A 21865-nucleotide genomic window follows, 5' to 3' on the forward strand; every position below is an offset into this window, starting at 1 on the left:
CTCCTTCGGAAGTGTCAGTCAGTCGGACCGCTGGACGGGGCCGGGGGCTCGGAGGACGGCCCACCGGATTGCCCTCCGGACTGCCCTCCGGACCGGCTCCTGGCGGGCTCACCACCTGGTTGGTTCCCGGCGGGCTCACCGCCGGGCTGCTTCCTGGCCGGTTCACCGCCGGGCTGCTTCCTGGCGGGCTCCCCACCGGGCCGATTCCCGGCCCGTTCACCGTCGGGCCGGTTCCCGGCCGGCTCCGGGCCCGCGTCGGCCGACGTGCCCGCGGGCGGGTCGGCCGGCAGGCCGGTCCGCGGCTTCGCCCGCTGCTCCCGGCTGCCCGGCGTCCGGGCCAGTTCCGGCGACGCCGTGTCCAGCGGGACCGACCAGGACCGCACCAGCCCCAACTGCACGGCCTGGCGCGGCAGTACGGCGTCCAGCAGCCAGTCGGCCGCGACCCGCACCCGGTTGCCCGGCATCGCGGCCAGGTGGTAGCCGCGGGCCACCGCCCCGGCGACCGGGCCGGAGAGCGCGACGCCGAGCGGGTTGGCGGCCGCCTGCACCCCGCCGAGGTCCACGACGAAGCCCAGGTCGCGGTGGCGGTAGGCGCGGCGGTCGCCGACGCCGAGCGACGCGGCCACGTTCCGGCCCGCGACCTTGCCCTGCCGCCAGGCGTGCTGGGCCGTCATCGGCGTGTACGCGCCGGGCTGCTCCAGGTCCGGCACGGCGGCCGCGTCGCCGCACGCGAACAGGTCCGGGTGGCTCGGCACCTGGAGGTGCGGGTCGACGAGCAGCCGGCCGCGTTCCATGGGCAGCCCGAGGGACTCGGCGAGCGGATCGGGCCGTACGCCCACGCACCACACGAGGGTGCGGGAGTCGACGAACTCCCCGTCCGTCAGCAGGACTCCGTCGGGCGTGGCCTCCTTGACGGACGTGCCCATCCGCACGTCGACGCCGCGTCGGCGCAGCACGCTGTCGGCGGTCCGCGACAGCCGTTCGTCCAGTTCGGGCAGCACCCGCGGCGCGATGTCGAGCAGTATCCAGCGCGGCCGCATGCCCTGCCGCAGCGGGTGCTTGCGCACCTGCGCGTCGGTGAACAGCTGCCCCTGCGCGGCGACTTCGGTACCGGTGTAGCCGGCGCCGACCACCACGAACGTACAGCGGGCGGAGCAGGTCGCGGGGTCCTTCGCGACGGCCGCCAGCTCCACCTGGCGGGTCACGTGGTCGCGCAGGTACAGCGCCTCCGGCAGGCCCCGGAAGCCGTGCGCGTGCTCGGCGACGCCGGGGATGGGCAGCAGCTTGTTGACGCTGCCCGCGGCGAGCACCAGCCGGTCGTAGGACAGGGTGCCGCCGTCGCCCTCGGGGCCGGTGTAGTGGACGGTGTGCGCGTCCAGGTCGATCGCGTCGGCCTCCCCGAGCACCAGCCGTACGTGCGGCAGGGTGCCGGAGAGGGAGACGGTCACCCGGCGGGGTTCCAGGATCCCGGCGGCGACCTGGGGCAGCAGGGGCAGGTAGAGGAAGTAGTCGGTCGGGTTCAGCAGGGTGACGTCGGCCTTGTGCCGCACCAGCCGGGAAAGGGTGCGGGCCGTCCGGTACCCGGCGAACCCGGCACCGACGATCACGATGCGGGGTCGACTCACGGTTCGCCTCCGGCGCTGTCGGGTGCCTCGTAGGAGAGCCTTCCGCGTCCCCCTGGTCGGACCGCCCAAACGTCCGCCGGTTGCCGCCGGGGCCACCCGGGTACCCGGGTGGGCGACCTGACCGCCGCTTTCGCGGAGCTGCGTTGGAGGTACCCCCATGCCCGAGTACGGCTACTTCCTGTCGTGCGAGGAGTTCGCTCCCGCGGACCTCGTCGAGCAGGCGCGGATGGCCGAGCAGGCCGGATTCCAGTCGCTGTGGATCTCCGACCACTACCACCCGTGGAACGACGCCCAGGGTCAGAGCCCGTTCGTGTGGCCGGTGATCGGCGCCCTCTCGGAAGCGGTGTCGCTGCCCGTCGAGACGGCCGTGACCTGCCCGACCGTGCGGGTCCACCCGGCGGTGGTGGCGCAGGCGGCGGCGACCTCGGCGGTGATGACGAACGGCCGCTTCCGGCTGGGCGTCGGCACCGGCGAGGCCCTCAACGAGCACATCCTCGGCCATGTCTGGCCGCCCGCGCACGTGCGCCTGGAGATGCTGGAGGAAGCCGTCCAGATCATGCGCCGGCTGTTCACCGGCGAGGAGGTCAATCACCGCGGCACCCACTACACGGTGGAGAACGCCCGTCTCTACACCCTGCCGGAGGAGCCGGTCGCGATCGACGTCTCCGGGTTCGGACCGGCGGCGACGAGCCTGGCCGGACGCGTGGGCGACGGCTTCGTCACGATGATGCCGGACGCCTCGATGGTGGAGCAGTTCCGCAAGGGCGGCGGGGGCGGCAAGCCGGTCATGGGCGGCACGAAGGTCTGCTACGGCGCCGACCGGGACGAGGCGGTGCGCACCGTGCGTCGGCTGTGGGCCAACCAGTTCCTGCCGGGCGAGATGAGCCAGATCCTGCCCGAGCCGAGCCACTTCGAGCAGCTTCAGGCGCTGGTCACCGAGGAGATGGTGAGCGAGAAGGCGGTGTGCGGGGACGACGTGGACGAGCACGTGGCCGCGCTGTCCGCGTTCGCCGAGGCGGGCTTCGACCGCATCTACGTCAATCAGATCGGCCCCGACCAGCGCGGCTTCTTCGACTTCTACCGGACGAAGGTGCTGCCGCAGCTGAGGGAGTGACGGACGGTCGGGGGGGGGGGGGGGCCCCCCCCCCCCCCCCCCCCCACCAAAAAAATACATTTTTTGACCAGTTAAATAAATTTTTGGGCGTGTACCCGCCCCAAACAGGCCGACACCCCCCCCCCCCCCCCCCCCCCCCCCACCCCCACCCCCCCCCCCGCCCGCCCCCCCCCCCGGGGGGGGGCCCGGGGGCGGGGGCGCCCCCCCCCCCCCCCCCCCCCCCCCCCCCCCCACGACCTGATCATTCATTTGGACGACCTGATCATTCATTTGTGGGCCTTGACCCGGCGCAGACCGGCGCTCACCGCGACGCCCAGGCCGCCGGCGACCAGGCCGGCTCCCATCCGTCCCCGGTTGCGGGAGACCCAGTCCTGCGGGCTGTGCGCGATCGACTGGTCGTCGAAGCGTCCGTGCGCCCCGTGGTCCCGGCCGTGCGGCCCGTCCACGGGCGCCCACAGGTTCGGCAGTCCGCCGTGCCCGTCCTGGTCCTGCTGGGAGTCGAAGCCGGTGCGGGCGAGGTACCGGTCGAGCAGGCCGGGTACCACCGCGTTGGCGATCAGGGTGGCCACGGTGGAACCGCCCACCCAGTACTCGCGCCGCCGTCCGTGCGACGCGGCGTGCACGATCGCCCGCGCCGCCACCTCCGGCTGGTACACGGGCGCCACCGGCCGCGCCTGACCCGGCATCCGGCTGAGCACCCAGTCGAACTGCGGGGTGTTGACGGCGGGCAGTTGCACCATCGTCGTACGGACCCCGCTGCGTGCGTGCAGCAGTTCGCAGCGCAGCGACTCGTTGAACCCCTGGATGGCGTGCTTGGCGCCGCAGTACGCCGACTGCAGCGGAATGCCGCGGTAGGCCAGCGCGGAGCCGACCTGCACGATCGTCCCCCGGTCGCGCGGCAGCATGTGCCGCAGCGCCGCCCGGGTGCCGAACACGTAGCCCAGGTACGTCACCTCGGTCACCCGGCGGAACTCGTCCGGGGTGATCTCGGTGAACGGCGCGAACACCCCCGCGAACGCGTCGTTGACCCATACGTCGATGTGCCCGAACACGTCGGCGACCCGCTGGGCGGCGTCGTCCACCGCCTTGGCGTCCGCCATGTCCACCGGCACGACCAGCGCCTCGCCCCCGGCGCGCTGCACCTCGTCGGCGGCCCCGGCGAGTCCCTCGCGTCCCCGGGCCAGCAGGGCGACCCGGTCGCCCCGGCGGGCGAAGGCCAGGGCCGTGGCCCGGCCCACGCCGCCGCTGGCGCCCGTCACGACGACCGTCTTGCGCCCCTTCGGCAGGGGTACGCCCCCACGCCCGCGCACCACGCGTCACGCCCCGCGGTGCGGGTGCTCGGGGTCGATGTCGTCCGGTCGGGACGCCGGGGTGCCCCTGCCGGGTCCGGCGGGACCGGTGACCGGCCCGCCCGGTGCCCCGGCCGCGCCACCCGGCGCCGCGGGCGGCGCGGCAGGCGGCGTCACGGGCGGCGCGGCGGACGGCCGGACAGGCGGAGCGGCGGACGGCCCGGCGGACGGCGTCGGCGGGTGGGAGGTGCCGAGTCCGCCGGCCGGGGCGCCCGGAGCGTGGCTGCCGGTGCCCCAGCCGCGGCCCGCGGGGGCCCCGGCCTCGTGGGCCCCGTGGACCGCGGCGGCCCCGTGTTCCGGAGCCGTCGCGGACGGGTGCGGCCGGGCCGCGGCGCGCAGCGCGTAGGCGACGGCTGAGAGGATCACGGCGGTGATCAGGGCGGCGACCCAGCCGGGCATGCCGAGGGCGAGGGCGAGGCCCACGGTGAGCGCGAGGGCCGCGCCGGCGTAGAGGGCGGCGGCGCCGGACGCCGCGTACAGCATCGCCGTACGCCGCTGCTTGCGAGTCTGTTCGCGCAGTTCGTCGCGCACGGTCTCGCGCGCCACCTGCGCCAGCTCGTCGACCAGTTGCTTGTCCAGATGTTCCAGGTGATCCAAGCCTTCCATGGCCGCCGGGTACCCGCGCCGACGGCGCATAACACCGTCCGACGCCGTCCGCACGGCGGCGAGGAGCCGCGTGCGCCGGCCGTCGCCCCGGGTACCCGCCCACGGAACCGGACGGCCCCCCGACAGGAGGAAGAGGATGACCCAGCGCACCGACGTGGTGGAACTGCTCGAGGCACAGCACGCGCGCATCCGGACACTGTTCGACGAGGTGGCGCGCACCGCGGGCGAGGACCGCAGGCGGCACTTCCACGACCTGGTCCGGCTTCTCGCGGTGCACGAGACCGCCGAGGAGGAGGTCGTGCACCCCTTCGCCCGCAGCCACCTCGACGACGGCGAGACGATCGTCGGGCAGCGGATCGAGGAGGAGGAGAAGGCCAAGCAGGCCCTGGCTCTGCTGGACGACATGGACACCGACTCGCCCGAGTTCCTCGACCGGTTCGCGGCGCTGCGCCAGGACGTGCTCGCACACGCCGACAACGAGGAGCGCTACGAGTTCGCGCGGCTCGCCGAGGTCGCCGACAAGGGCCGGCTGGAGTCGCTGGCCCGTGCCGTGCGGGCCGCCGAAGCCCTGGCGCCGACCCGGCCGGACCCGGGCACCGACACGGCTCTGAAGAACGTGGCGGTGGGCCCGGTGGCGGCCGTCGTCGACCGCACCCGCGACGTCATCCGCAAGGCGGTGGGCTGAGCCGGTCGGGTGAAAAGTCCCGCCGCGATCAGGCGGCGCCCTGAAGCGGTGAGGCGATCGCGGGAATGGATCACCTTCTCCGGCTGCCCCAACTAGGCTCTGCGGCATGGACATTCTGGGAGCCACGCTGCGCGTCTGCGTCGACGACCTGGAGACCGCGGTCCCCTTCTACGAACGGCTCGCGGGCGGCCGGGCCCTCCGCTTCGAACGCGGTGGCGTCCAGGTGGCCGCGGTCGGCTGCTTCCTGCTGATGAGCGGGCCCGAGGCCGAGCTGGAGGTGCTGCGCAAGGTCGCGGCGACCATCGCCGTCAAGGACGTCGAGGAGGCCCACCGGGTGCTCACCGACCTGGGCGCGCACATCGTCGCGGGCCCGGTGGCGACCCCGGCGGGCCGCAACCTGATCGCGATCCATCCGGACGGCACGGTCTACGAGTACGTGGACCGCGGCGCCTGACCCCTCACCGGTCCCGGAAATTCCGTGGGCGTCGTCCTCGCGTGCCCGTAGAGTCGGCCCTCGACCGGCGCGGAACGACACGGAGAGCAGAGCGATGAGTGAGCAGCACACGTACCGGGTGATCGTCCGGGGGACGTGGGACGGGCTGAGCGACGCGGCCCGGCAGCGGCTGCTCGACGAGGCGGCGGACCACGGGCTGGCCAGCATGCGGTTCACCGAGGAGGGCTCGCTGACCTACGAGCGGTCGCCGCTGAAGCACTTCTCGATGCGGTTCGTGGTGGTGTCGGACGCGGCGGACGGCGAGGAGATGGCGGGCGCGATCGCGGAGGACCGCGCCGGGGCCACGCTGCGCGCGCTGGGCTACGGCTTCACGCGGATGAAGTCGACCGTCACCGACCTCGACACCATGAAGATCAACCTCAAGCCCGCATCTCGACGGTGAGCGCCCAGCGCTCGTGGTCCCGCCAGGCCCCGTCGACGTAGAGCATGTCCGGCGAGAAGCCCTCCAGGCGGAACCCGCAGGAGCGGGCCAGGGCGATCGAGGCGGCGTTGCCGGGCTGCACGTTGATCTCCAGCCGGTGCAGCCGCATCGGCCCGAAGGCGTGGCGCACCACCAGTTCCAGGCCCTCCCGCATCAGCCCGCGTCCGGCCGCGTGCGCGAAGACGCCGTAGCCGAGCGCGCCGCACCGGAAGCCGCCCTCGACGATGTTGTTGATGTTGATGAAGCCGGCGATGGCGCCGTCGCCGTGCTCGCTCTCCTTCGCGCAGACCAGGAACCCGGCCTTGGTCGGGTCCTCGATCAGCCGGCCCGCGTAGGCGGCGTAGGCCTGCGGGGTGTCCGGCGGGAACAGCCACGGGTGGTGCAGGTCCTTGCTCTCCCGGGCGCGGGCGGTGAACTCGGCACCGTCCCCGTAGGTGAAGTGGCGCAGCCCCACGCGGGGGCCTTCGGCGAGGTAGCGGGTCGGGGGATGCGGCATCCCGTCAGCCTACGACGCCGCCGCCCCGGTGGCCGTCGCACCGGGCGGGGTCGGCTCAGCGCAGCGCGGGTTCATCCAGGGTGAGCGTGCCGGCGTCGGCGTCGAGTTCGGCGCGCACGCCGAACGGGACGGTCAGGGCGCCCGCGCAGTGCCCGAACCCGAACTCCTCCGCGACGGGGACGCCGAGGCCGCCGAGCCGGTCGGCGAGGACGGCGCGCAGCTCGTCGTAGGGGCCGCACCCGTCCCAGGAGCCGAGCGCGACGCCGGTGACGCCGTCGAGCCAGCCGGAGCGCAGGAGTTGGGTGAGCATGCGGTCGACGCGGTACGGCTGCTCGCCGACGTCCTCGATCAGCAGCAGGCCGCCCCGGGCCCCGTCGCGGGCGTGCGGGGTGCCGAGGTCGGCGGCGAGCATGCTCAGGCATCCGCCGAGGGTCACGCCCCGGGCCCGGCCGGGGACCAGGGCGGTGCCCCCGGAGGCGATGCAGCGGACCGACTCGGGGGCGAACAGGGTGGCCCTGAGATGGTCCTGGGCCCGCGCGTTCTTGAGGAAGTCGACGCCCGCGGCCGCCGGGCCGTGCAGGGTGACCAGGCCGAGGCGGGTGGCGAACGCCTGGTGCAGCACCGTGATGTCGCTGAAGCCGACGAACACCTTCGGCCCGGCCGCCCGCATCGCCGTCCAGTCGAGCAGGTCGGCCATCCGCTGGGCGCCGTACCCGCCCCGCGCGCACAGCACCGCGTCCACCGCCGGGTCGCACCAGGCGGCCTGCAGGTCGGCCGCCCGGTCCGCGTCCGTGCCCGCCAGGTAGCCCAGCTTCCCGTGCCGGTCCAGGACGTGCGGGCCCACCACCGGGTCGAGGTCCCAGCCCCGCAGTACGTCCAGCCCGGCCTGCAGCCGCTCCTCGGGCACCGGCCCGCTCGGCGCCACGACGGCGACACGGGCGCCGGGGGCGAGCCGGGGAGGTCGCAGCAGCTCCCTCACTTCGACAGCTCCAGGGTCGGGATACCGCGCGGGTTCAGGCCGAAGACCTGTGCGTACAGGGAGAGTTCGGCCTGCAGGGCGCGGATGGTGGTCTCCGCCCGGCGGAATCCGTGCCCCTCCCCCTCGAAGGCGATGTAGGCGTGCGGCACCCCGCTGCCCTGCATGCGGGCGAGGAACCGTTCGCACTGGACGGGCGGGCAGATCACGTCGTCCAGTCCCTGGAGCAGCAGGAAGGGCGCGGTGATGCGGTCGGCGTGCTCGGTGGGCGAGCGTTCCGCGTACCGGGCGGGCACCTCGGCCAGCGGCCCGACCAGGCCCTCCAGGTACTGCGACTCGAAGTCGTGGGTCTCCCCCGAGGCCCAGCCGGCCAGGTCCAGGATCGGGTAGATGATCGTGCCGCAGGCGTAGACGTCGGTCGAGGCGAGCGACGCGGCCGCGGTCCAGCCGCCGGCGCTGCCGCCGCGGACGGCGAGCCGGGCCCGGTCGGCGGTGCCCTCGTCGGCGAGGGCGAGCGCGACGGCCGCGCAGTCCTCGACGTCCACCACGCCCCACTGCTCGCGCAGCCGGTCGCGGTACTCCCGCCCGTACCCGGTCGAGCCGCCGTAGTTGACCTCCGCCACGCCAATGCCCCGGGAGGTGAAGTAGGCGATCTCCAGGTCCAGCACCAGGGGCGACCGGCCGGTGGGGCCGCCGTGCGCCCAGACGACGTACGGCGGCAGTTCGTCGCCGGGGGCGGCGCACCCGGGGTGGTGGGGCGGGTAGACGTGGGCGTGCACGTCGCGTCCGTCGGGGCCGGTGAACGTGCGGATCTGCGGTTGGGGGTAGTACGCGGGCTCGACGGCGTCGTCGTGCTCGGCGCCGATGACGTGGGCCCGGCCCGTGCGGGTGTCCAGTTCGACGACCTCGTGGGCGCTGCGCGGGCCGGCGCCGACGGCCACGACCCGGTCGCCGTGCGCCGCGAGCGTGGGCGAGAACTCCGTCCAGGGGCCGGCCGCGTCGACGACCTCGCCGGTCTCCGGGTCGAGCACGCCGAGCGCGGCGGCGCCGCGGCCGTGCACGACGGCGATCAGGCCGTTGTGCAGCGGGGCGAACCAGCGGTGGCCGAGCTTCCACAGCGGGCCGCCGAACTCCTCCTCGCGCGGGCACACCGGCTCGCCGTCCCGGTACAGGTTCCACCAGCCCGTGCGGTCGCTCGCGTACAGCAGCCGGCCGTCGGCCGACCAGTCGACCTGGGCGACCGACTCCTCGGGCCCGCCGGCCACCGTCCGCGCCCGGTGGAAGGTGCCGTCCCCGGCGACGGAGGCCAGCACCACCTCCGTGCCGTCCCACGGCATGCGCGGATGGTCCCAGGCGAGCCAGGCCGCGCTGCGCCCGTCCGGTGACAGGCGCGGCCCGGTGACGAACCGGTGCCGGCCGTCGCTGAGTTCGCGCACGGCGTCCCGGTCCTGGGCCGCCGCGCCGTCCAGCGGTACGGCGGCCAGGACGCGGCGCACGTCGGTGGGCCCGTCGCCGGTGAACTCCTCCAGCACGCACCACACTTCGCCGCGCCCGGGCAGCACCTGCGGCTCCGCCCAGCGCAGTCCGCCGCCCACCGGGGAGACCGGGGTCAGCGGCAGCGGCTCGCCGCCCGGCCGGTACCGGTACAGCCGCTGGTCGGCGAAGTTCACGAACACCACGAGCGGTTCGCCGTCCACCACGGTCCCGGCCCAGGGCTGCCCGCCGTACTCGATGACCCGGCTGCGCACGTTCCACGGGGCGGGCAGCACCGACTCCTCCCCGCCGTCGGCGTGCCGGCGCACCAGCGTGCGCCGGCCGCCCTCGGCGGGCCGGGGCTCCGTCCACCAGGCCTCGTCGCCGACGAATCCCACGTACTCGGGGTGTCCGTCGTGCGCGGCGGCGAGCGCCGCGCTGATCGGCGAGGGCCACGAACCGTACGGCAGGGTCTGCACCGTCTCCCCCATCTCTGCTAGGCCGTCCGCAGGAAGCGGTCGAGGACGCGGACGCCGAAGTGGAGCGCCTCGACCGGGACGCGCTCGTCGACGCCGTGGAAGAGCGCCTGGTAGTCGAAGCCCTCGGGGAGCTTCAGCGGCGCGAAGCCGTAGCCGGTGATGCCCAGGCGCGAGAACTGCTTGGCGTCCGTGCCGCCGGACATGCAGTACGGCACGACGTGTCCCTCCGGCGCGAACTCCTGGATCGCGGCGCGCATCCTGGCGTACGTCGGCGAGTCGAGCGGCGCCTGCAGGGCCACCTCGCGGTGGTGGAACTCCCAGTCCACGTCCGGCCCGGTGAGCTCGTCGAGGGTGGCGCGGAACTCGTCCTCGCAGCCGGGCAGGAACCGGCCGTCGACGTAGGCCACCGCCTCCCCGGGGATCACGTTGACCTTGTAACCGGCTCGCAGCATGGTCGGGTTGGCGCTGTTGCGGACGGTCGCCTCGACCAGCTGGGCGGCCGGTCCGAGCTTGCCGAGCAGCCCGTCCACGTCGTGCAGGTCGGTGTCGATGCCGTACAGCGCGGCGAGTTCGGTGAGCGCCGCGCTGACGGTCGGGGTCAGCCGCAGCGGCCACTCGTGACCGCCGATCCGGGTGATCGCTTCGGCGAGCCGGGTGATGGCGTTCTCCCGGTTGACCTTGGAGCCGTGCCCGGCCCGGCCGCGGGCGGTGAGCTTCATCCACCCGGTGCCGCGCTCCCCGGCGGCGACGGGGTAGAGCTGCCGGCCGCTGCCGTCGTGGAAGGTGAACGCCCCGGACTCGCTGATGCCCTCGGTGCAGCCCTCGAACAGGTGCGGGTGCTCCCCGGCGAGGAATCCGGAGCCGTCGGCGGCGCTGTCCTCCTCGTCGGCGGTGAACGCGATCACCATGTCGCGCCGTGGCCGTACGCCGAGGCGCGCCCAGGCCCGCACGACGGCGAGGATCATCGCGTCCATGTTCTTCATGTCGACCGCGCCGCGCCCCCAGACGACCCCGTCGCGGACCTCCCCGGAGAAGGGGTGCACGCTCCAGTCGCCGGCCTCGGCGGGCACCACGTCCAGGTGCCCGTGGACGAGCAGCGCGTCGGCGGCCGGGTCGGTGCCCTCGATGCGGGCGACGACGTTGGTGCGCCCCGCGGTGCGCTCCAGCATGGCCGGCTCCAGCCCGGCTTCCGCCAGTCGCTCGGCGACGTACTCGGCGGCGGGCCGTTCCCGGCAGTCCCCGCCGCCGCGGTTGGTGGTGTCGATGCGTATGAGGTCGGAGGTGAACCGGACGACCTCGTCGAGCGCCTGCGCGTCAGCCATACTGCTCCTCCACGGCGGCCGAGACGACGGTGGTGACCGCCTTGAAGGTACGGATGCCCTCGTACATGGTCACGCTGGTGTACGCCACCTTGCGCTCCCCGGTCCGCTCGACGCCCGGCACCACGGTGGCGGCCATGGCGAGGTGCTCGGCGTCGAACTCGAGCGCGACGGTGAACGGGCCCGCCGCGACCGGTTCCTGGCGGACCGCCAGCGCGGCCGCCGACTTGGCCGCCGCGCGGATGTCGGCGGCGGTCCTGGCGGGCGTGCGGCACACCGCCGCGTACCGCGAGACGTGGTCCTTCACGGCGACCTTGAGCGCCTCGGGCGCGTAGCCGAGCGCGTCCTCGCACGCCACGTCGTCACCGGTCACGAGGACGACGGGTACCCCGAACTCGGCGACGACGCGTGCGTTCAGCAGGCCCTCGCTGGCGGGCACGCCGTCGAGCCACACGCCGGTGATGGAATTGGCGAGGTAGGTGTGGGCGAGGACGCCCTCCTTGCCGGCGCCCGCGTGGTAGCCGACGAACGCGATGCCGTCGACGTCGCCGCGCTGCACACCCTCCACCATGGACAGGTCCTTGTGCCGCCCGGTGAGCATCTGCACCCGCTCGTCGAGGTGTTCCAGGAGCAGGTTGCGCATGCTCCAGTGGGCCTCGTTGACGAGGACCTCGTCGGCGCCCCCGTCGAAGAAGCCCAGCGCGGCGGCGTTGACGTCCGAGGTGAACATCGGCCGGCACCGCTCCCACTGCGGCGTCCCCGGCAGCACGTCGGCCGGCCAGGTGACGCCGGTGGCGCCCTCCATGTCGGCGCTGATGAGGATCTTCATGGTCCGCCACGTTACGCGGCGCGGGGACGTCCCGCTACGGGGGGCGGCCCTCAGCCGGCACGGCCGGCCACCAGCCATTTCGACGGCAGCTTGATCCGGGTGCCGTCGGCGCCGAACTCGGTCGTGGTCAGCGGGAGTTCCCCGCTCGCCAGCACGGTGAGGCCGGCCGCGCGCACATGGCGGGGCACGGATTCGTCGGCCACCTCGCCGGGGGCTATCCCGTGCCGGAAGACGGGCGCGAGCTTGGGCGGCGGGCCGGCCGGGCGCTGTGCCAGGCCCAGCAGCACGGGCTTGGCGGCCTCGGAGAGCTCGACGAGGAAGGCCCGGCCGTGCTCGCCGAGGAGCGCGGCGACCGAGTCCACCATCCGCTGCCGGTCGTCGGGCTCGGCCTGGTGCAGCACGCCCCGCAGGTAGACGTTGGCGTCGCCGAGTTCCGCGTGCAGCGTCTCCGTCTCGTTCTTCGCCGCGAAGTCCAGTACGCGGTAGGTGGCCTGCCCGGCGGGGTCCGCGCGCCGGGCGTGCTCGACGGCCGCCGCGGACAGGTCGGCGCCCACGACGTGCGGGAAGCGGTCGGCGAGGAACCGGGTCTGGGTGCCGTTGCCGCAGCCGAGGTCCACCATCGGCAGGCCGGGCTCGGTGAGGTACGGCTCGAAGAGGGCCAGGTGCGGGCCGGTCGTCAGGGCGGGCTCCGCGTCCCAGAAGACGGCTCCCTGCTCCTCGGGGGCCTCCCGCCAGAAGCCCTCCCACGCCTCCCGGTACCGACTCGTCACGCTCATGCCCACTCCCCGGGGTGCGATGCGGGCCCGCCGCCAGTGACGGGCCAGTCCGGTCTATCGCACCCCGGAGACAGCTACAAGCGCGTGGCGCATTCCTTCACGCCCCATTCGATACGCGCGCGCCCCCGTGCTCCCTCACGCCCCCTGTCGCACCGTCAGCGCCGGGGCAGGGACAGCTCGAACCAGACCGTCTTCCCGGCCTTCGTGCGGCTGGCGCCCCATTCGCGGGCGAGCGTGCTGACCACGCGCAGCCCCCGCCCGGACTCGTCGAGCGGCCCGGCGCTGAGCAGCGTCGGCAGGTCGTGGTCGTCGTCGTCCACCTCGCACAGCAGCGTGTCGCCGCGCACCAGCCGCAGCTCGACGGAACGGCCGTGCGCGTGCCGTAGCGCGTTGGTGACGAGTTCGCCGGCCATCAGTTCGGCGCTGTCGGCGAGTCCGGTCAGCCCCCAGGCGTTCAGCTGCTCGCGGACCACCGCGCGGGCGCGGCCGGCCTGGGCCGGGTCGCGGGCGAGCCGCCATTCGGCGACGTCGTCCGGCGCGATACCGGCCAGCCGGACCATCAGCAGGGCCACGTCGTCCTTGCGCCCGCCGCGGGTGTTGAGGGCGCGGACCACGGTGTCGCAGGCGTCGTCCATCGAGGCGGCCGGGTGGGCGGCGGACTCGCACAGGGTCGCGAGCCCGACACCGATGTCCTCGCCGCGCACCTCGACCAGGCCGTCGGTGCACATGATCAGCCGGTCGCCGGGCGCCACGCGCACGCGTACCGCCTCGAAGGGCACGCCGCCGACCCCTATGGGCGCGCCGGTGGGCAGTTCGAGCAGTTCGCTGCGGCCGTCCTCGGCGCGGACCAGTACGGGCGGGATGTGGCCGGCGTTGGCGAGGTGCAGTTCGCTCGCGATCGGGTCGTAGACGGCGTACAGACAGGTCGCGAGGTAGGTCTCGCCGAGGCGCTGGGCGAGGTCGTCGAGGTTGCGCAGCAACTGGGCGGGCGGCAGGTCGAGGGCCGCCATGGTCTGCACCGCGGTCCGTAACTGGCCCATCATGGCGGCTGAGTTGAGGCCGTGGCCCATGACGTCGCCGACGACCAGGGCGGTGCGGGCGCCGGGCAGCTTGACCGCGTCGAACCAGTCGCCGCCGACGCGTCCGAGCAGGGTGCCGGGCAGGTATCGGGTGGCGATGTCGCAGCCCGCCATGCGCGGCGGGATGTGCGGCAGCATGCTGTCCTGGAGGGTCTCGGCGACTCTCTCCTGGTAGGTGTACATGCGCGCGTTGTCGAGCACGAGGCCCGCGCGGGCGGCGAGTTCGGCGCCGGTGACGCGGTCCATGTCGTTGAAGACGGGCCGCTCGGGGTGGCGCAGCAGGATCATGAAGCCGAGCACCACGTCGCGCGCCTTCAGGGGCACGACCAGCATGGAGCGGCCGGTGATCAGGGGCCGGATGTCCCGCTTCTCGAACTGGGAGGCGATGGCGTGTCCCGTCTCCTCGCTGATCCGCGGCACGAGGACGGGCTCGCCGGTCGTCATGCACTGGAAGAAGGGCGTGTGCGCCGGGAACGGCATGGCCTCGCCGACCGGCACGACGTCGTCCCAGCGCCCCGGTTCGTCGGTGTGCTCGACGGCGACGCGGTGCCACATGGTGGTGGTGTCCGGCACGCCCTCGGGGAAGCCCTCGCCGGCGACGACCTGCTCGCGCAGATAGGTGCCGGCCACGTCGGTGAAGCGCGGCACGACGGCCCTGCTGACCTCGGTGATCGTCCGGGCGAGGTCCAGGGAGGTGCCGATGCGGCCGCTGACCTCGTTGAGGAACTCCAGGCGTTCGCGTACGGCGGCGTACTCGAGGTCCTCGCCCTCGTCGGCGGGTTCGAGGGGCACGGCCCGGCCCTCGGCGGCGGCCCGCGCGGCCCGTTCCCGGCGGGCCTTGCGCTCGGCGCGCCGGGGCACGCCCCAGTCGGGGGTGACGGGCACCCGTTCGTTCTGGCTGAATTCCAGTACGGGGTAGCCCAGTTCGAGGATCTGGGCGACGATGCGAGCGCTGTCGGCGACGCTCATGCTGGGCAGGATCTCGGGGAGCCTGCGGGCCAGTTCGTCGGCGCCGGGGAAGTCGGTGTGCAGGGCGAAGCCGGGGGCGATGCGCTCGTAGCCCGCGTCGTCGCGGGAGACGTCCGGGGAGTTCAGCCGCGCCGCGTCGGCGGCCAGCACCAGCAGCCGTCCGGTTCCGGGGCCGGCCAGGGGGTAGGCCCACCACAGGACGTCCACCCGGTCGCGGTCGGGCACGGTGAGCCGGGCGCGGCCCGCGGCCGGGCAGCACAGCACGCGGTCGAGGGACGCCTCCAGGCCGGGACCGATGCCGTCGCCGTCCGGGTACGCCTCGCACGGGGCGCCGTCCTCCTCGCACGCGGCGTCGTCCTCCTCGGGCAGGGCTCCGGCGACGGGCAGCAGATCGGCGGCGGGGCGGCCGATCGCGTCCGGTCTGGCGACGCCGAACAGGCGGCGGGCGCCGCTGCTCCAGTGGGAGACGAGACCGTCGCGGTCCGCCACGACCACCGCCAGCGGGACGCGTCCGGCCTCGGCGGGCCGCGGCGCCGCGTCCTCCCCGGCTCCCCGGCCGCAGGGCGCGTCCCGCTCGGTCTCGGTGCCACGGTCCATGGCCCAGGCCCTCTCTCCCCACGGCTCCGCAAGATCTGTGCCGCCGTCACCACCGTACGGCTCCGTGCGGTGGTGACGGGCGCCAATGTGGGAATTGCGTTCAACCATTCGCTCCGGCGCGCGCGGAGCCGGACGGGCGCGCCGCGGATCTCAGTCCTCGTGGCCGAGCTGCAGGTCCCGCTCGGTGCGGCCGCCGCCCGCCACCTGGAGCACGGTGGCCACGGGCGGGTAGCCGGCCGCGATGACCGTGTACTCGCCGGAGGACAGGTCGACGAACCGGAAGGTGCCGTCGGGGCCGGTGGTGAGGGTGTCGGTGACGTTGCCCGCCGCGTCGAGCAGCGTCACGCGCGCGTCCTCGACCGGCCTCCCGCCGCTCGCCCGTACGGTGCCGCGCAGCACGGCGCCGCCCGCGAGTTCGACGTCCTGCCGGGTCTCCCGGGACGCCTGCACGCTGACGGGCAGCGCGGCCGGGCGGAAGACCGGCGCGCTGGCGGCGAGCGTGTACTCGCCGGCGACCAGTTCGGTGATGACGTAGCCGCCCTCCCGTCCGCTGCGGGTGGTGGCGACGACCTCGCCGTGCACGTTGGTGAGGGTGACGGTGGCGTCGCGCACGGGGCTGCCGTCGGCGGTGACCACGCTCCCGGCGAGCCGTCCGGCGCCGCCGAGGACGACGTCCAGCTCGACCGGGCGCTCGCCGACGGTGACGGAGACGGCCTGCGGCTGGTGTCCGCCCGCGGCGGCGATGAGCACGTACGAGCCCGCGCCCGGCGTGGACAGCGCGTACCGTCCGTCGTCGCCGCTCGCGCCCCGTCCGATCTGCTGCCCGGCCACGTCGATGAGCGTGAGCGCCGCGCGGGCCACGACGGTCCCGTCGGGGTGCTGGACCGTGCCGCAGACGGGGACTCCGGCGGGGTGCGTACGAGCCTGCTGGAGGGGGACGGTCACGGTCGCGGGCTCCGTTTCGGCGGCGTTGTGGGACACCAGGGGTTTCTCCTTGAGGAAGAAGGCGATCAGCGTGCCGAGGACGAGCACCGGCACCAGGTAGAGGAAGATCCGCGGCATGGCGTCGGCGTACGCCGCGATGTAGTCGTCGCGCAGCGCCGGGGGCATCGCGTGGACGAGCTGCGGGGTGAGGGACTCCGGGTCGGGCAGGGCGGCGCCCGCGCGCGGCGGGAGCCGCTCGTGGAGCGCGTCGGCGAGCCGGCCGGCGAACAGGGTGCCGAAGACCGCGGCGCCGACGCTGCCGCCGATCTGCCGGAAGTAGTTGTTGGCGCTGGTGGCGGTGGAGAGGTCGGCGGGCCGCACGGAGTTCTGCACGGCGAGGACGAGGACCGGCATCACCATGCCGATGCCGGCGCCGAGCACGGCCATCCAGACGCTGTAGTGCAGCCGGGGCGTGTCGGCCTGGAGGCGGGACAGCAGCCACATGCCGACGGCGGACAGGGCGCCGCCGAGCACGGGGAAGACCTTGTAGCGTCCGGTGCGGCTGACGAGCTGCCCGGAGACGATCGAGGCCCCGACGATGCCGCCCATCATGGGCAGCATCAGCAGACCGGACTCGGTGGCGGAGGCCCCGTCGACCATCTGCAGGAAGGTCGGCAGGTAGCTGGCCGCGCCGAACAGCGCGACGCCGATGACCAGGCCGACCAGCCCGGTGACGTTGAAGACGGAGTCCCGGAACAGCCGCAGCGGGACGAGGGGTTCGGCGGCGAAGCGCTCGGCGACGAGGAAGAGGACGGCCGCCAGCACGGCCGCGGCGCCGAGGCCGAGGACGACGCGGGAGTCCCAGGCGTACTCGGTGCCGCCCCAGCTGGTCAGCAGCACCAGGCAGGTGGAGGCGACGGCGAGCAGCAGCGTCCCGGGGAGGTCCAGCCGCGGCCGGGCCGAGGGCTTCGGCAGCTTCAGCACGACGGTGACGACGGCCAGGGTGAGCAGGCCGAGGGGGACGTTGAAATAGAAGCACCAGCGCCAGGAGAGGTGATCGGTGAAGTAGCCGCCCAGCAGCGGCCCGGCGACGGACGCGAGCCCGAAGGCGGCGCCGATCATCCCCATGAACCGCCCGCGCCGCCGAGGCGGCACGATGTCCGCGATGATCGCCTGCACGCCGATCATGAGTCCGCCCGCGCCGGCGCCCTGCACGGCGCGGAAGGCGATCAGCTGGTCCATGGTCCGCGCCCGCCCGGCGAGCGCGGAGCCGACGACGAAGACGGCGATGGCGAACTGGAAGACGCCCTTGCGGCCGAGCAGGTCGCCGAGCTTGCCGTGGACGGGCAGCCCGACGGTGGCCGTGAGCAGGTAGGCGGTGATCGCCCAGGACATCCGGTCCAGGCCGTGCAGCTCGCCGACGATCTTCGGCAGCGCGGTGGCCACGATCATCTGCTCCAGCGCCGCCAGCAGCAGCGCGAGCATCAGCCCGAAGAACACCAGCCGCACCCGGCGCGGGCCGAGTCCGGCCGCCGGGGCCGGCGCGGCGGGGGTCCGCGGGGGTGCCGGTGCCGCTTCCTCGTGCACCAGAGTGATCCCGCCCACGTGCCGCTCCCCTCGTCGCGCTTGCCCGCATTTCCCGCGTACGGCGACAACTACGGGCAAGGTCGGCGAGTTACGGCACGGCGGTGCCCGGCGCGGAGATCCACCCGATCCGGTGAGCGGCGTCAACGGCCGCCGGGCAGCGGGGACTTACTGCTGGACCTCGGTGGCGAGCCGGGCCAGCACGGCGTCGTAGATCCGGCCGAGCCCCTTGGGCGCGAAGGTCCTCTCGAAGAAGCCGCCGATGCCGCCCGCGCCGTTCCAGGTGGTCGTCACCACGACGCGGCAGCTGCCCTCGCCGGCCGGGGTGACCCGCCAGGTGGTGACCATGGAGGAGTTGCGGTCCTTCTCGACGAGCTCGCCGTCGGTGGGCTCGGTGACCTCCAGGAGGCAGTCGCGCACGCGCTTGCTGGTGGCCTGGAGCTTCCAGTGCACGAGGGTGCCCTCGCCGTCGCCGCCCTCGCGCACCTCGTACTCGCTGAACTGCTCGGGCAGCAGCTTCGCGCGCGTGCCGCTGTAGTCGGCGATAGCGTCGAACACCTTCTCCGCGTCCGCCGCGACGACCCGCTCCGTAGTGGCCTCGACCTGCGCCATTGCGTTCCTCCAGGACTTGCGTTCTCGGGGTTGGGGCAAGCCAACCACCCCCGCCCACGGCCGCCAAATCGGGGTGCCCGCGGGGGCCGGAAGCGGTCGGAAAAGAGCCTCGCACGATCATGCGAACGAATGTTCTATTCTGTGGCGCAGTGCTACCGAGGAGGCGTCATGCGCTGGGAGAACCTCACAGTGGAGTCCGGCGGCCACCGGCAGGCGGCCGACGCCGCGCTGTTCGGCGCGGACGCGGTGACCACCCGTACCTTCGACACGCCCGAGTTCCGCGGGATCACCTTCCACGAGGTGCGGGCCCGCTCGATCGTCAACCGGGTGCCGGGGGCCTCCCGCATGCCGTTCGAATGGACCGTGAATCCCTACCGCGGGTGCTCGCACGCGTGCGTGTACTGCTTCGCCCGCAAGACGCACACCTACCTGGACCTCGACGCCGGCCTCGACTTCGACTCGCAGATCGTGGTCAAGGTCAACGCCCCGGAGCTGCTGCGCCGCCGGCTCGCCGCCGAAGGCTGGCAGGGCGAGCACATCGCGATGGGCACCGACGTGGACTGCTACCAGCGCGCCGAGGGCCGCTACCGCCTGATGCCGGGCATCCTGTCGGCCCTGCGCGACCACGCGAATCCCTTCTCGATCCTGACCAAGGGCACGCTGATCCTGCGCGACCTCGACCTGCTGGTGCAGGCCTCGCGGGTGACGGACGTCGGCGTCTGCGTCTCGGTCGGCTTCGCCGACCCCGACCTGTGGCGCACCGTCGAGCCGGGCACGCCCGCGCCGGAGCGGCGCCTGGACGTCGTGCGCACGCTGGCCGGGCACGGCATCGGGTGCGGGGTGCTGATGGCGCCGGTGCTGCCGTTCCTGAGCGACCATCCGGCGCAACTGCGGGCCACCGTGCGGGCGATCGCGGCGTCCGGCGCCACGTCCGTCACCCCGCTGGTGCTGCATCTGCGGCCGGGCGCCCGGGAGTGGTTCACGGCCTGGCTGACCCGCCGTCACCCGCACCTGGTGCGCCGCTACGAGCGCCTGTACGCGGACGGCGCCTACGCCCCGAAGTGGTACCAGCGCCGGATCACCCGTCAGGTCCATGACCTGGCACGGGAGTACGGGATCGGTCCGGCCGGCCCGGGGGTGCCCCGGCGCGTCCCGCAGCGGCAACCGGAGCCGCAGCACGAGCCCTTGGAGCCACCGACGTCCGGTCCGACTCAACTTTCTCTCATTTGAGATCATTCGAGGGCATACCGCGACCCGATCGGGTCAAGTATTGCCAGAACGAGTTCTTCGGGGCCGTCTTTCCGGGACGATGCGGCGTGGACCGTGACCCACGCGGTTTCCGCAACACCTCCGTCCTGGGGAGGACCGCATGAGAAAACGCGCAGCCGTGCTGTGCGGTGCCGCCGTCGTCGTGGCCGGGACCGTCTCGGCCGTGCCCGCCGACGCGAGCGCCCCGAGGACCGCGCAGTCCGCGACCGCCGCGCCCCTCGCCTGGAAGAAGTGCGCCACCACCGACTACCCGACACTGCAGTGCGCCTCGCTCAAGGTGCCGCTCGACCACCGGAAACCGAACGGGCGGCAGATCACGCTCGCGCTGTCCCGCGTGCCGCACACCGCGAAGAAGTCCCAGGGGCCGCTGCTGGTCAACCCGGGCGGCCCGGGCGGCAGCGGCCTCACCCTCGCCGGTTTCGTCGCCTCCTCGCTGCCCAAGGCGGTCGCGGCCCAGTACGACGTCATCGGCTTCGACCCGCGCGGGGTGGGCAAGAGCAAGCCCGCCCTCGACTGCGCCCCCGGCTACTTCAACCCGGTGCGCCCGGACTCGGTACCGCGCACACCGGCCGTCGAGAAGGCCAACCTGGCCCGCGCCAAGTCCTTCGCCGCGGCCTGCGGCAAGAAGTACCCGAGCCTGCTGCCGTACATCGACACGATCAGCGCGGTGCGGGACATGGACTCCATCCGCCGTGCGCTGGGCGCCAAGCGGATCAACTACTTCGGCTACTCGTACGGCACCTACCTGGGCGCGGTCTACGCCAAGCTCTTCCCGGAGCACGTGCGCCGGCTGGTCCTGGACTCGATCGTCGACCCCACCGGGGTGTGGTACGACGACAACCTCGCGCAGGACTACGCCTTCAACGACCGCCACCGGGCGCTGATGGCCTGGATCGCCAAGTACGACGCGACGTACAAGCTCGGCACCGATCCGGAGAAGATCGAGGCCAAGTGGTACGCGATGCGGGCGGCCCTCGCCAAGAAGCCGGCCGGCGGCAAGGTGGGCGTCTCCGAGCTGGAGGACACCTTCATCCCCGGCGGCTACTACAACGGCTACTGGCCCTACCTGGCGGAGGCGTTCGCGGCGTACGTGAACGACAAGAACTCCGGCCCGCTGGTCGACGCGTACCAGAACTTCGCCGCCGTGGACGCCTCGGGCGACAACGGCTACAGCGTCTACACCTCGGTGCAGTGCCGTGACGCCTCCTGGCCGCGGGACTGGAACCAGTGGCGCAAGGACAACTGGGCGGTGTACGAGAAGGCGCCCTTCATGGCGTGGAACAACGCCTGGTACAACGCGCCGTGCGCGTTCTGGCCGACGAGTTCGCGGCACCCGGTGAACATCGCCAACGGCAAGCTGCCGCCGGCGCTGCTGTTCCAGGCGACCGACGACGCGGCCACCCCGTACGAGGGCGGCGTCACCGTGCACCACCTGCTGGCCGGCTCCAGCCTCGTGGTGGAGCAGGGCGGCGGGAACCACGGCATCACGCTCAGCGGCAACACCTGCCTGGACAAGTACCTCGCCGCGTACCTGTCCGACGGCACGGTGCCGCGCGGGGGCGGCGAGGCCGACGCGGTGTGCCAGAAACTGCCCGACCCGAAGCCGCTGAGCAGCAGGGCGGCGGCGCCGTCCGCCCACGGCTCGGCGCTGCACGGCCTGCTCGGCACCCGCGGCTGAGCACGGCCCCGCCGCGGGGTCCCGTCGGGGGCGTTGTCGCACCCGTGGTCCAGGATGGACGCATGAGCGAACCGACCAGGATCACCGCCCCCGACGGGGTCTTCCCCGCCGCCCAGTACAGCCACGTCGTCACCGGCACCGGCCGTATCGTCGCGGTCTCCGGGCAACTCGCCCTCGACGAGGACGGCAGGCTCGTCGGCGAGGACGACCCGGCCGCCCAGGCCCGCCAGGTCTTCACCAACCTCGGCCGCTGCCTGGCCGCCGCCGGGGCGGCCTTCGACGACGTCGTCAAACTCACCTACTTCGTCACGGACATGGCCCACATGCCGGCGATCCGCGAGGCCCGCGCGAAGCACATACCGGACGACCGTCTCCCGGCCGCCTCCGCCGTCCAGGTCGCCGCGCTGGTCCGCCCCGAGTTCCTGCTGGAGATCGAGGCGCTGGCGGTCGTGGACGGCGCCGTCCCCGGCGTGCAGGTCTGACGGGCCGGT

The 21865-nt window shown here is 73.7% G+C and carries 19 protein-coding genes; 7 read left to right on the plus strand and 12 right to left on the minus strand.

Going from position 1 to position 21865, the window contains the following annotated elements:
* Positions 1-14 precede the first annotated feature (14 nt).
* Positions 15-1625: an NAD(P)/FAD-dependent oxidoreductase gene (locus ACH4ZX_RS17005; RefSeq protein ID WP_398272832.1), complete on the minus strand. Its 1611-nt coding sequence runs from the start codon at positions 1623-1625 to the stop codon at positions 15-17.
* A 157-nt stretch (positions 1626-1782) separates the two neighbouring features.
* On the opposite strand from ACH4ZX_RS17005, the gene ACH4ZX_RS17010 reads away from it, so the two are divergent.
* Positions 1783-2739 carry an LLM class F420-dependent oxidoreductase gene (locus ACH4ZX_RS17010; protein ID WP_398272834.1) on the plus strand — a complete coding sequence of 319 codons (957 nt, stop codon included), beginning with the start codon at positions 1783-1785 and terminating at the stop codon, positions 2737-2739.
* 266 nt (positions 2740-3005) lie between these two features.
* On the opposite strand, the gene ACH4ZX_RS17015 is transcribed toward ACH4ZX_RS17010, so the two are convergent.
* Both ACH4ZX_RS17015 and ACH4ZX_RS17020 read right to left on the minus strand, forming a co-directional pair.
* Positions 3006-4049: an SDR family oxidoreductase gene (locus ACH4ZX_RS17015; RefSeq protein WP_398272981.1), complete on the minus strand. Its 1044-nt coding sequence runs from the start codon at positions 4047-4049 to the stop codon at positions 3006-3008.
* A 6-nt stretch (positions 4050-4055) separates the two neighbouring features.
* On the minus strand, positions 4056-4694 hold the full coding sequence (locus ACH4ZX_RS17020) for a phage holin family protein (RefSeq protein WP_398272836.1): 639 nt from the start codon (positions 4692-4694) through the stop codon (positions 4056-4058).
* Between the two features lie 136 nt (positions 4695-4830).
* Here ACH4ZX_RS17020 and ACH4ZX_RS17025 point away from each other — a divergent pair, with 136 nt between their 5' ends.
* From ACH4ZX_RS17025 to ACH4ZX_RS17035, 3 genes are all read left to right on the plus strand, one after another.
* Positions 4831-5379, plus strand: a complete 549-nt coding sequence (locus ACH4ZX_RS17025) for a hemerythrin domain-containing protein (protein WP_398272837.1) — start codon at positions 4831-4833, stop codon at positions 5377-5379.
* Between the two features lie 106 nt (positions 5380-5485).
* Positions 5486-5833, plus strand: coding sequence for a VOC family protein (locus ACH4ZX_RS17030; protein WP_360751630.1), 348 nt, complete (start codon positions 5486-5488; stop codon positions 5831-5833).
* 94 nt (positions 5834-5927) lie between these two features.
* The gene (locus tag ACH4ZX_RS17035; RefSeq protein ID WP_398272839.1) at positions 5928-6275 is read left to right on the plus strand and encodes a DUF6204 family protein; all 348 of its coding nucleotides are present in this window, start codon (positions 5928-5930) and stop codon (positions 6273-6275) included.
* On the opposite strand, the gene ACH4ZX_RS17040 is transcribed toward ACH4ZX_RS17035, so the two are convergent.
* From ACH4ZX_RS17040 to ACH4ZX_RS17080, 9 genes are all read right to left on the minus strand, one after another.
* The gene (locus tag ACH4ZX_RS17040) at positions 6253-6810 is read right to left on the minus strand and encodes a GNAT family N-acetyltransferase (protein ID WP_398272841.1); all 558 of its coding nucleotides are present in this window, start codon (positions 6808-6810) and stop codon (positions 6253-6255) included. The two genes, ACH4ZX_RS17035 and ACH4ZX_RS17040, sit on opposite strands and share 23 nt — an antisense overlap.
* Positions 6811-6865: 55 nt before the next feature.
* A complete protein-coding gene (locus ACH4ZX_RS17045) occupies positions 6866-7789 on the minus strand; it encodes an LD-carboxypeptidase (RefSeq protein WP_398272843.1) in 924 nt (307 codons plus the stop codon).
* Positions 7786-9750, minus strand: a complete 1965-nt coding sequence (locus ACH4ZX_RS17050) for a prolyl oligopeptidase family serine peptidase (RefSeq protein WP_398272845.1) — start codon at positions 9748-9750, stop codon at positions 7786-7788. Before ACH4ZX_RS17050 ends, ACH4ZX_RS17045 begins: the two co-directional genes overlap by 4 nt.
* Before the next feature lie 5 nt (positions 9751-9755).
* Positions 9756-11060, minus strand: a complete 1305-nt coding sequence (locus ACH4ZX_RS17055) for a M20/M25/M40 family metallo-hydrolase (protein WP_398272847.1) — start codon at positions 11058-11060, stop codon at positions 9756-9758.
* The gene (locus ACH4ZX_RS17060; protein ID WP_398272849.1) at positions 11053-11886 is read right to left on the minus strand and encodes a M55 family metallopeptidase; all 834 of its coding nucleotides are present in this window, start codon (positions 11884-11886) and stop codon (positions 11053-11055) included. The genes ACH4ZX_RS17055 and ACH4ZX_RS17060 overlap by 8 nt, the downstream gene beginning before the upstream one ends.
* A 50-nt stretch (positions 11887-11936) precedes the next feature.
* Complete coding sequence (locus tag ACH4ZX_RS17065; RefSeq protein ID WP_398272851.1) at positions 11937-12662, minus strand: class I SAM-dependent methyltransferase; 726 nt, start codon at positions 12660-12662, stop codon at positions 11937-11939.
* Positions 12663-12817: 155 nt separating this feature from the next.
* Positions 12818-15307 carry a SpoIIE family protein phosphatase gene (locus ACH4ZX_RS17070; protein WP_398272853.1) on the minus strand — a complete coding sequence of 830 codons (2490 nt, stop codon included), beginning with the start codon at positions 15305-15307 and terminating at the stop codon, positions 12818-12820.
* A 150-nt stretch (positions 15308-15457) separates the two neighbouring features.
* Entirely contained in the window at positions 15458-17836 is a 2379-nt protein-coding gene (locus ACH4ZX_RS17075) for an MFS transporter (protein ID WP_398272855.1), read from the minus strand.
* A 147-nt stretch (positions 17837-17983) separates the two neighbouring features.
* On the minus strand, positions 17984-18427 hold the full coding sequence (locus ACH4ZX_RS17080; protein ID WP_398272856.1) for an SRPBCC family protein: 444 nt from the start codon (positions 18425-18427) through the stop codon (positions 17984-17986).
* Positions 18428-18595: 168 nt separating this feature from the next.
* Between ACH4ZX_RS17080 and ACH4ZX_RS17085 the strand changes: the two genes are divergently transcribed.
* The 3 genes from ACH4ZX_RS17085 to ACH4ZX_RS17095 all read left to right on the plus strand — a co-directional run bounded on the left by ACH4ZX_RS17085 (position 18596) and on the right by ACH4ZX_RS17095 (position 21856).
* A complete protein-coding gene (locus ACH4ZX_RS17085) occupies positions 18596-19657 on the plus strand; it encodes an Rv2578c family radical SAM protein (RefSeq protein ID WP_398272983.1) in 1062 nt (353 codons plus the stop codon).
* 139 nt (positions 19658-19796) lie between these two features.
* Positions 19797-21374, plus strand: a complete 1578-nt coding sequence (locus tag ACH4ZX_RS17090; protein ID WP_398272858.1) for an alpha/beta hydrolase — start codon at positions 19797-19799, stop codon at positions 21372-21374.
* Between the two features lie 62 nt (positions 21375-21436).
* Positions 21437-21856 (plus strand): RidA family protein, encoded by a 420-nt coding sequence (locus ACH4ZX_RS17095; RefSeq protein ID WP_398272860.1) that lies wholly within the window; start codon positions 21437-21439, stop codon positions 21854-21856.
* Positions 21857-21865: the final 9 nt, after the last annotated feature.

Source organism: Streptomyces sp. NPDC020490, assembly GCF_044335305.1.
GTDB lineage: Bacteria > Actinomycetota > Actinomycetes > Streptomycetales > Streptomycetaceae > Streptomyces.

Bases quoted from the DNA above. Each gene is read 5' to 3' on its own strand.
- ACH4ZX_RS17065 (WP_398272851.1), bottom strand. From the start codon at position 12,662: ATGAGCGTGACGAGTCGGTACCGGGAGGCGTGGGAGGGCTTCTGGCGG.
- ACH4ZX_RS17090 (WP_398272858.1), top strand. From the start codon at position 19,797: ATGAGAAAACGCGCAGCCGTGCTGTGCGGTGCCGCCGTCGTCGTGGCC.
- ACH4ZX_RS17055 (WP_398272847.1), bottom strand. From the start codon at position 11,060: ATGGCTGACGCGCAGGCGCTCGACGAGGTCGTCCGGTTCACCTCCGAC.
- ACH4ZX_RS17060 (WP_398272849.1), bottom strand. From the start codon at position 11,886: ATGAAGATCCTCATCAGCGCCGACATGGAGGGCGCCACCGGCGTCACC.
- ACH4ZX_RS17080 (WP_398272856.1), bottom strand. From the start codon at position 18,427: ATGGCGCAGGTCGAGGCCACTACGGAGCGGGTCGTCGCGGCGGACGCG.
- ACH4ZX_RS17025 (WP_398272837.1), top strand. From the start codon at position 4,831: ATGACCCAGCGCACCGACGTGGTGGAACTGCTCGAGGCACAGCACGCG.
- ACH4ZX_RS17020 (WP_398272836.1), bottom strand. From the start codon at position 4,694: ATGGAAGGCTTGGATCACCTGGAACATCTGGACAAGCAACTGGTCGAC.
- ACH4ZX_RS17070 (WP_398272853.1), bottom strand. From the start codon at position 15,307: ATGGACCGTGGCACCGAGACCGAGCGGGACGCGCCCTGCGGCCGGGGA.
- ACH4ZX_RS17040 (WP_398272841.1), bottom strand. From the start codon at position 6,810: ATGCCGCATCCCCCGACCCGCTACCTCGCCGAAGGCCCCCGCGTGGGG.
- ACH4ZX_RS17095 (WP_398272860.1), top strand. From the start codon at position 21,437: ATGAGCGAACCGACCAGGATCACCGCCCCCGACGGGGTCTTCCCCGCC.
- ACH4ZX_RS17050 (WP_398272845.1), bottom strand. From the start codon at position 9,750: ATGGGGGAGACGGTGCAGACCCTGCCGTACGGTTCGTGGCCCTCGCCG.
- ACH4ZX_RS17035 (WP_398272839.1), top strand. From the start codon at position 5,928: ATGAGTGAGCAGCACACGTACCGGGTGATCGTCCGGGGGACGTGGGAC.
- ACH4ZX_RS17085 (WP_398272983.1), top strand. From the start codon at position 18,596: ATGCGCTGGGAGAACCTCACAGTGGAGTCCGGCGGCCACCGGCAGGCG.
- ACH4ZX_RS17030 (WP_360751630.1), top strand. From the start codon at position 5,486: ATGGACATTCTGGGAGCCACGCTGCGCGTCTGCGTCGACGACCTGGAG.
- ACH4ZX_RS17010 (WP_398272834.1), top strand. From the start codon at position 1,783: ATGCCCGAGTACGGCTACTTCCTGTCGTGCGAGGAGTTCGCTCCCGCG.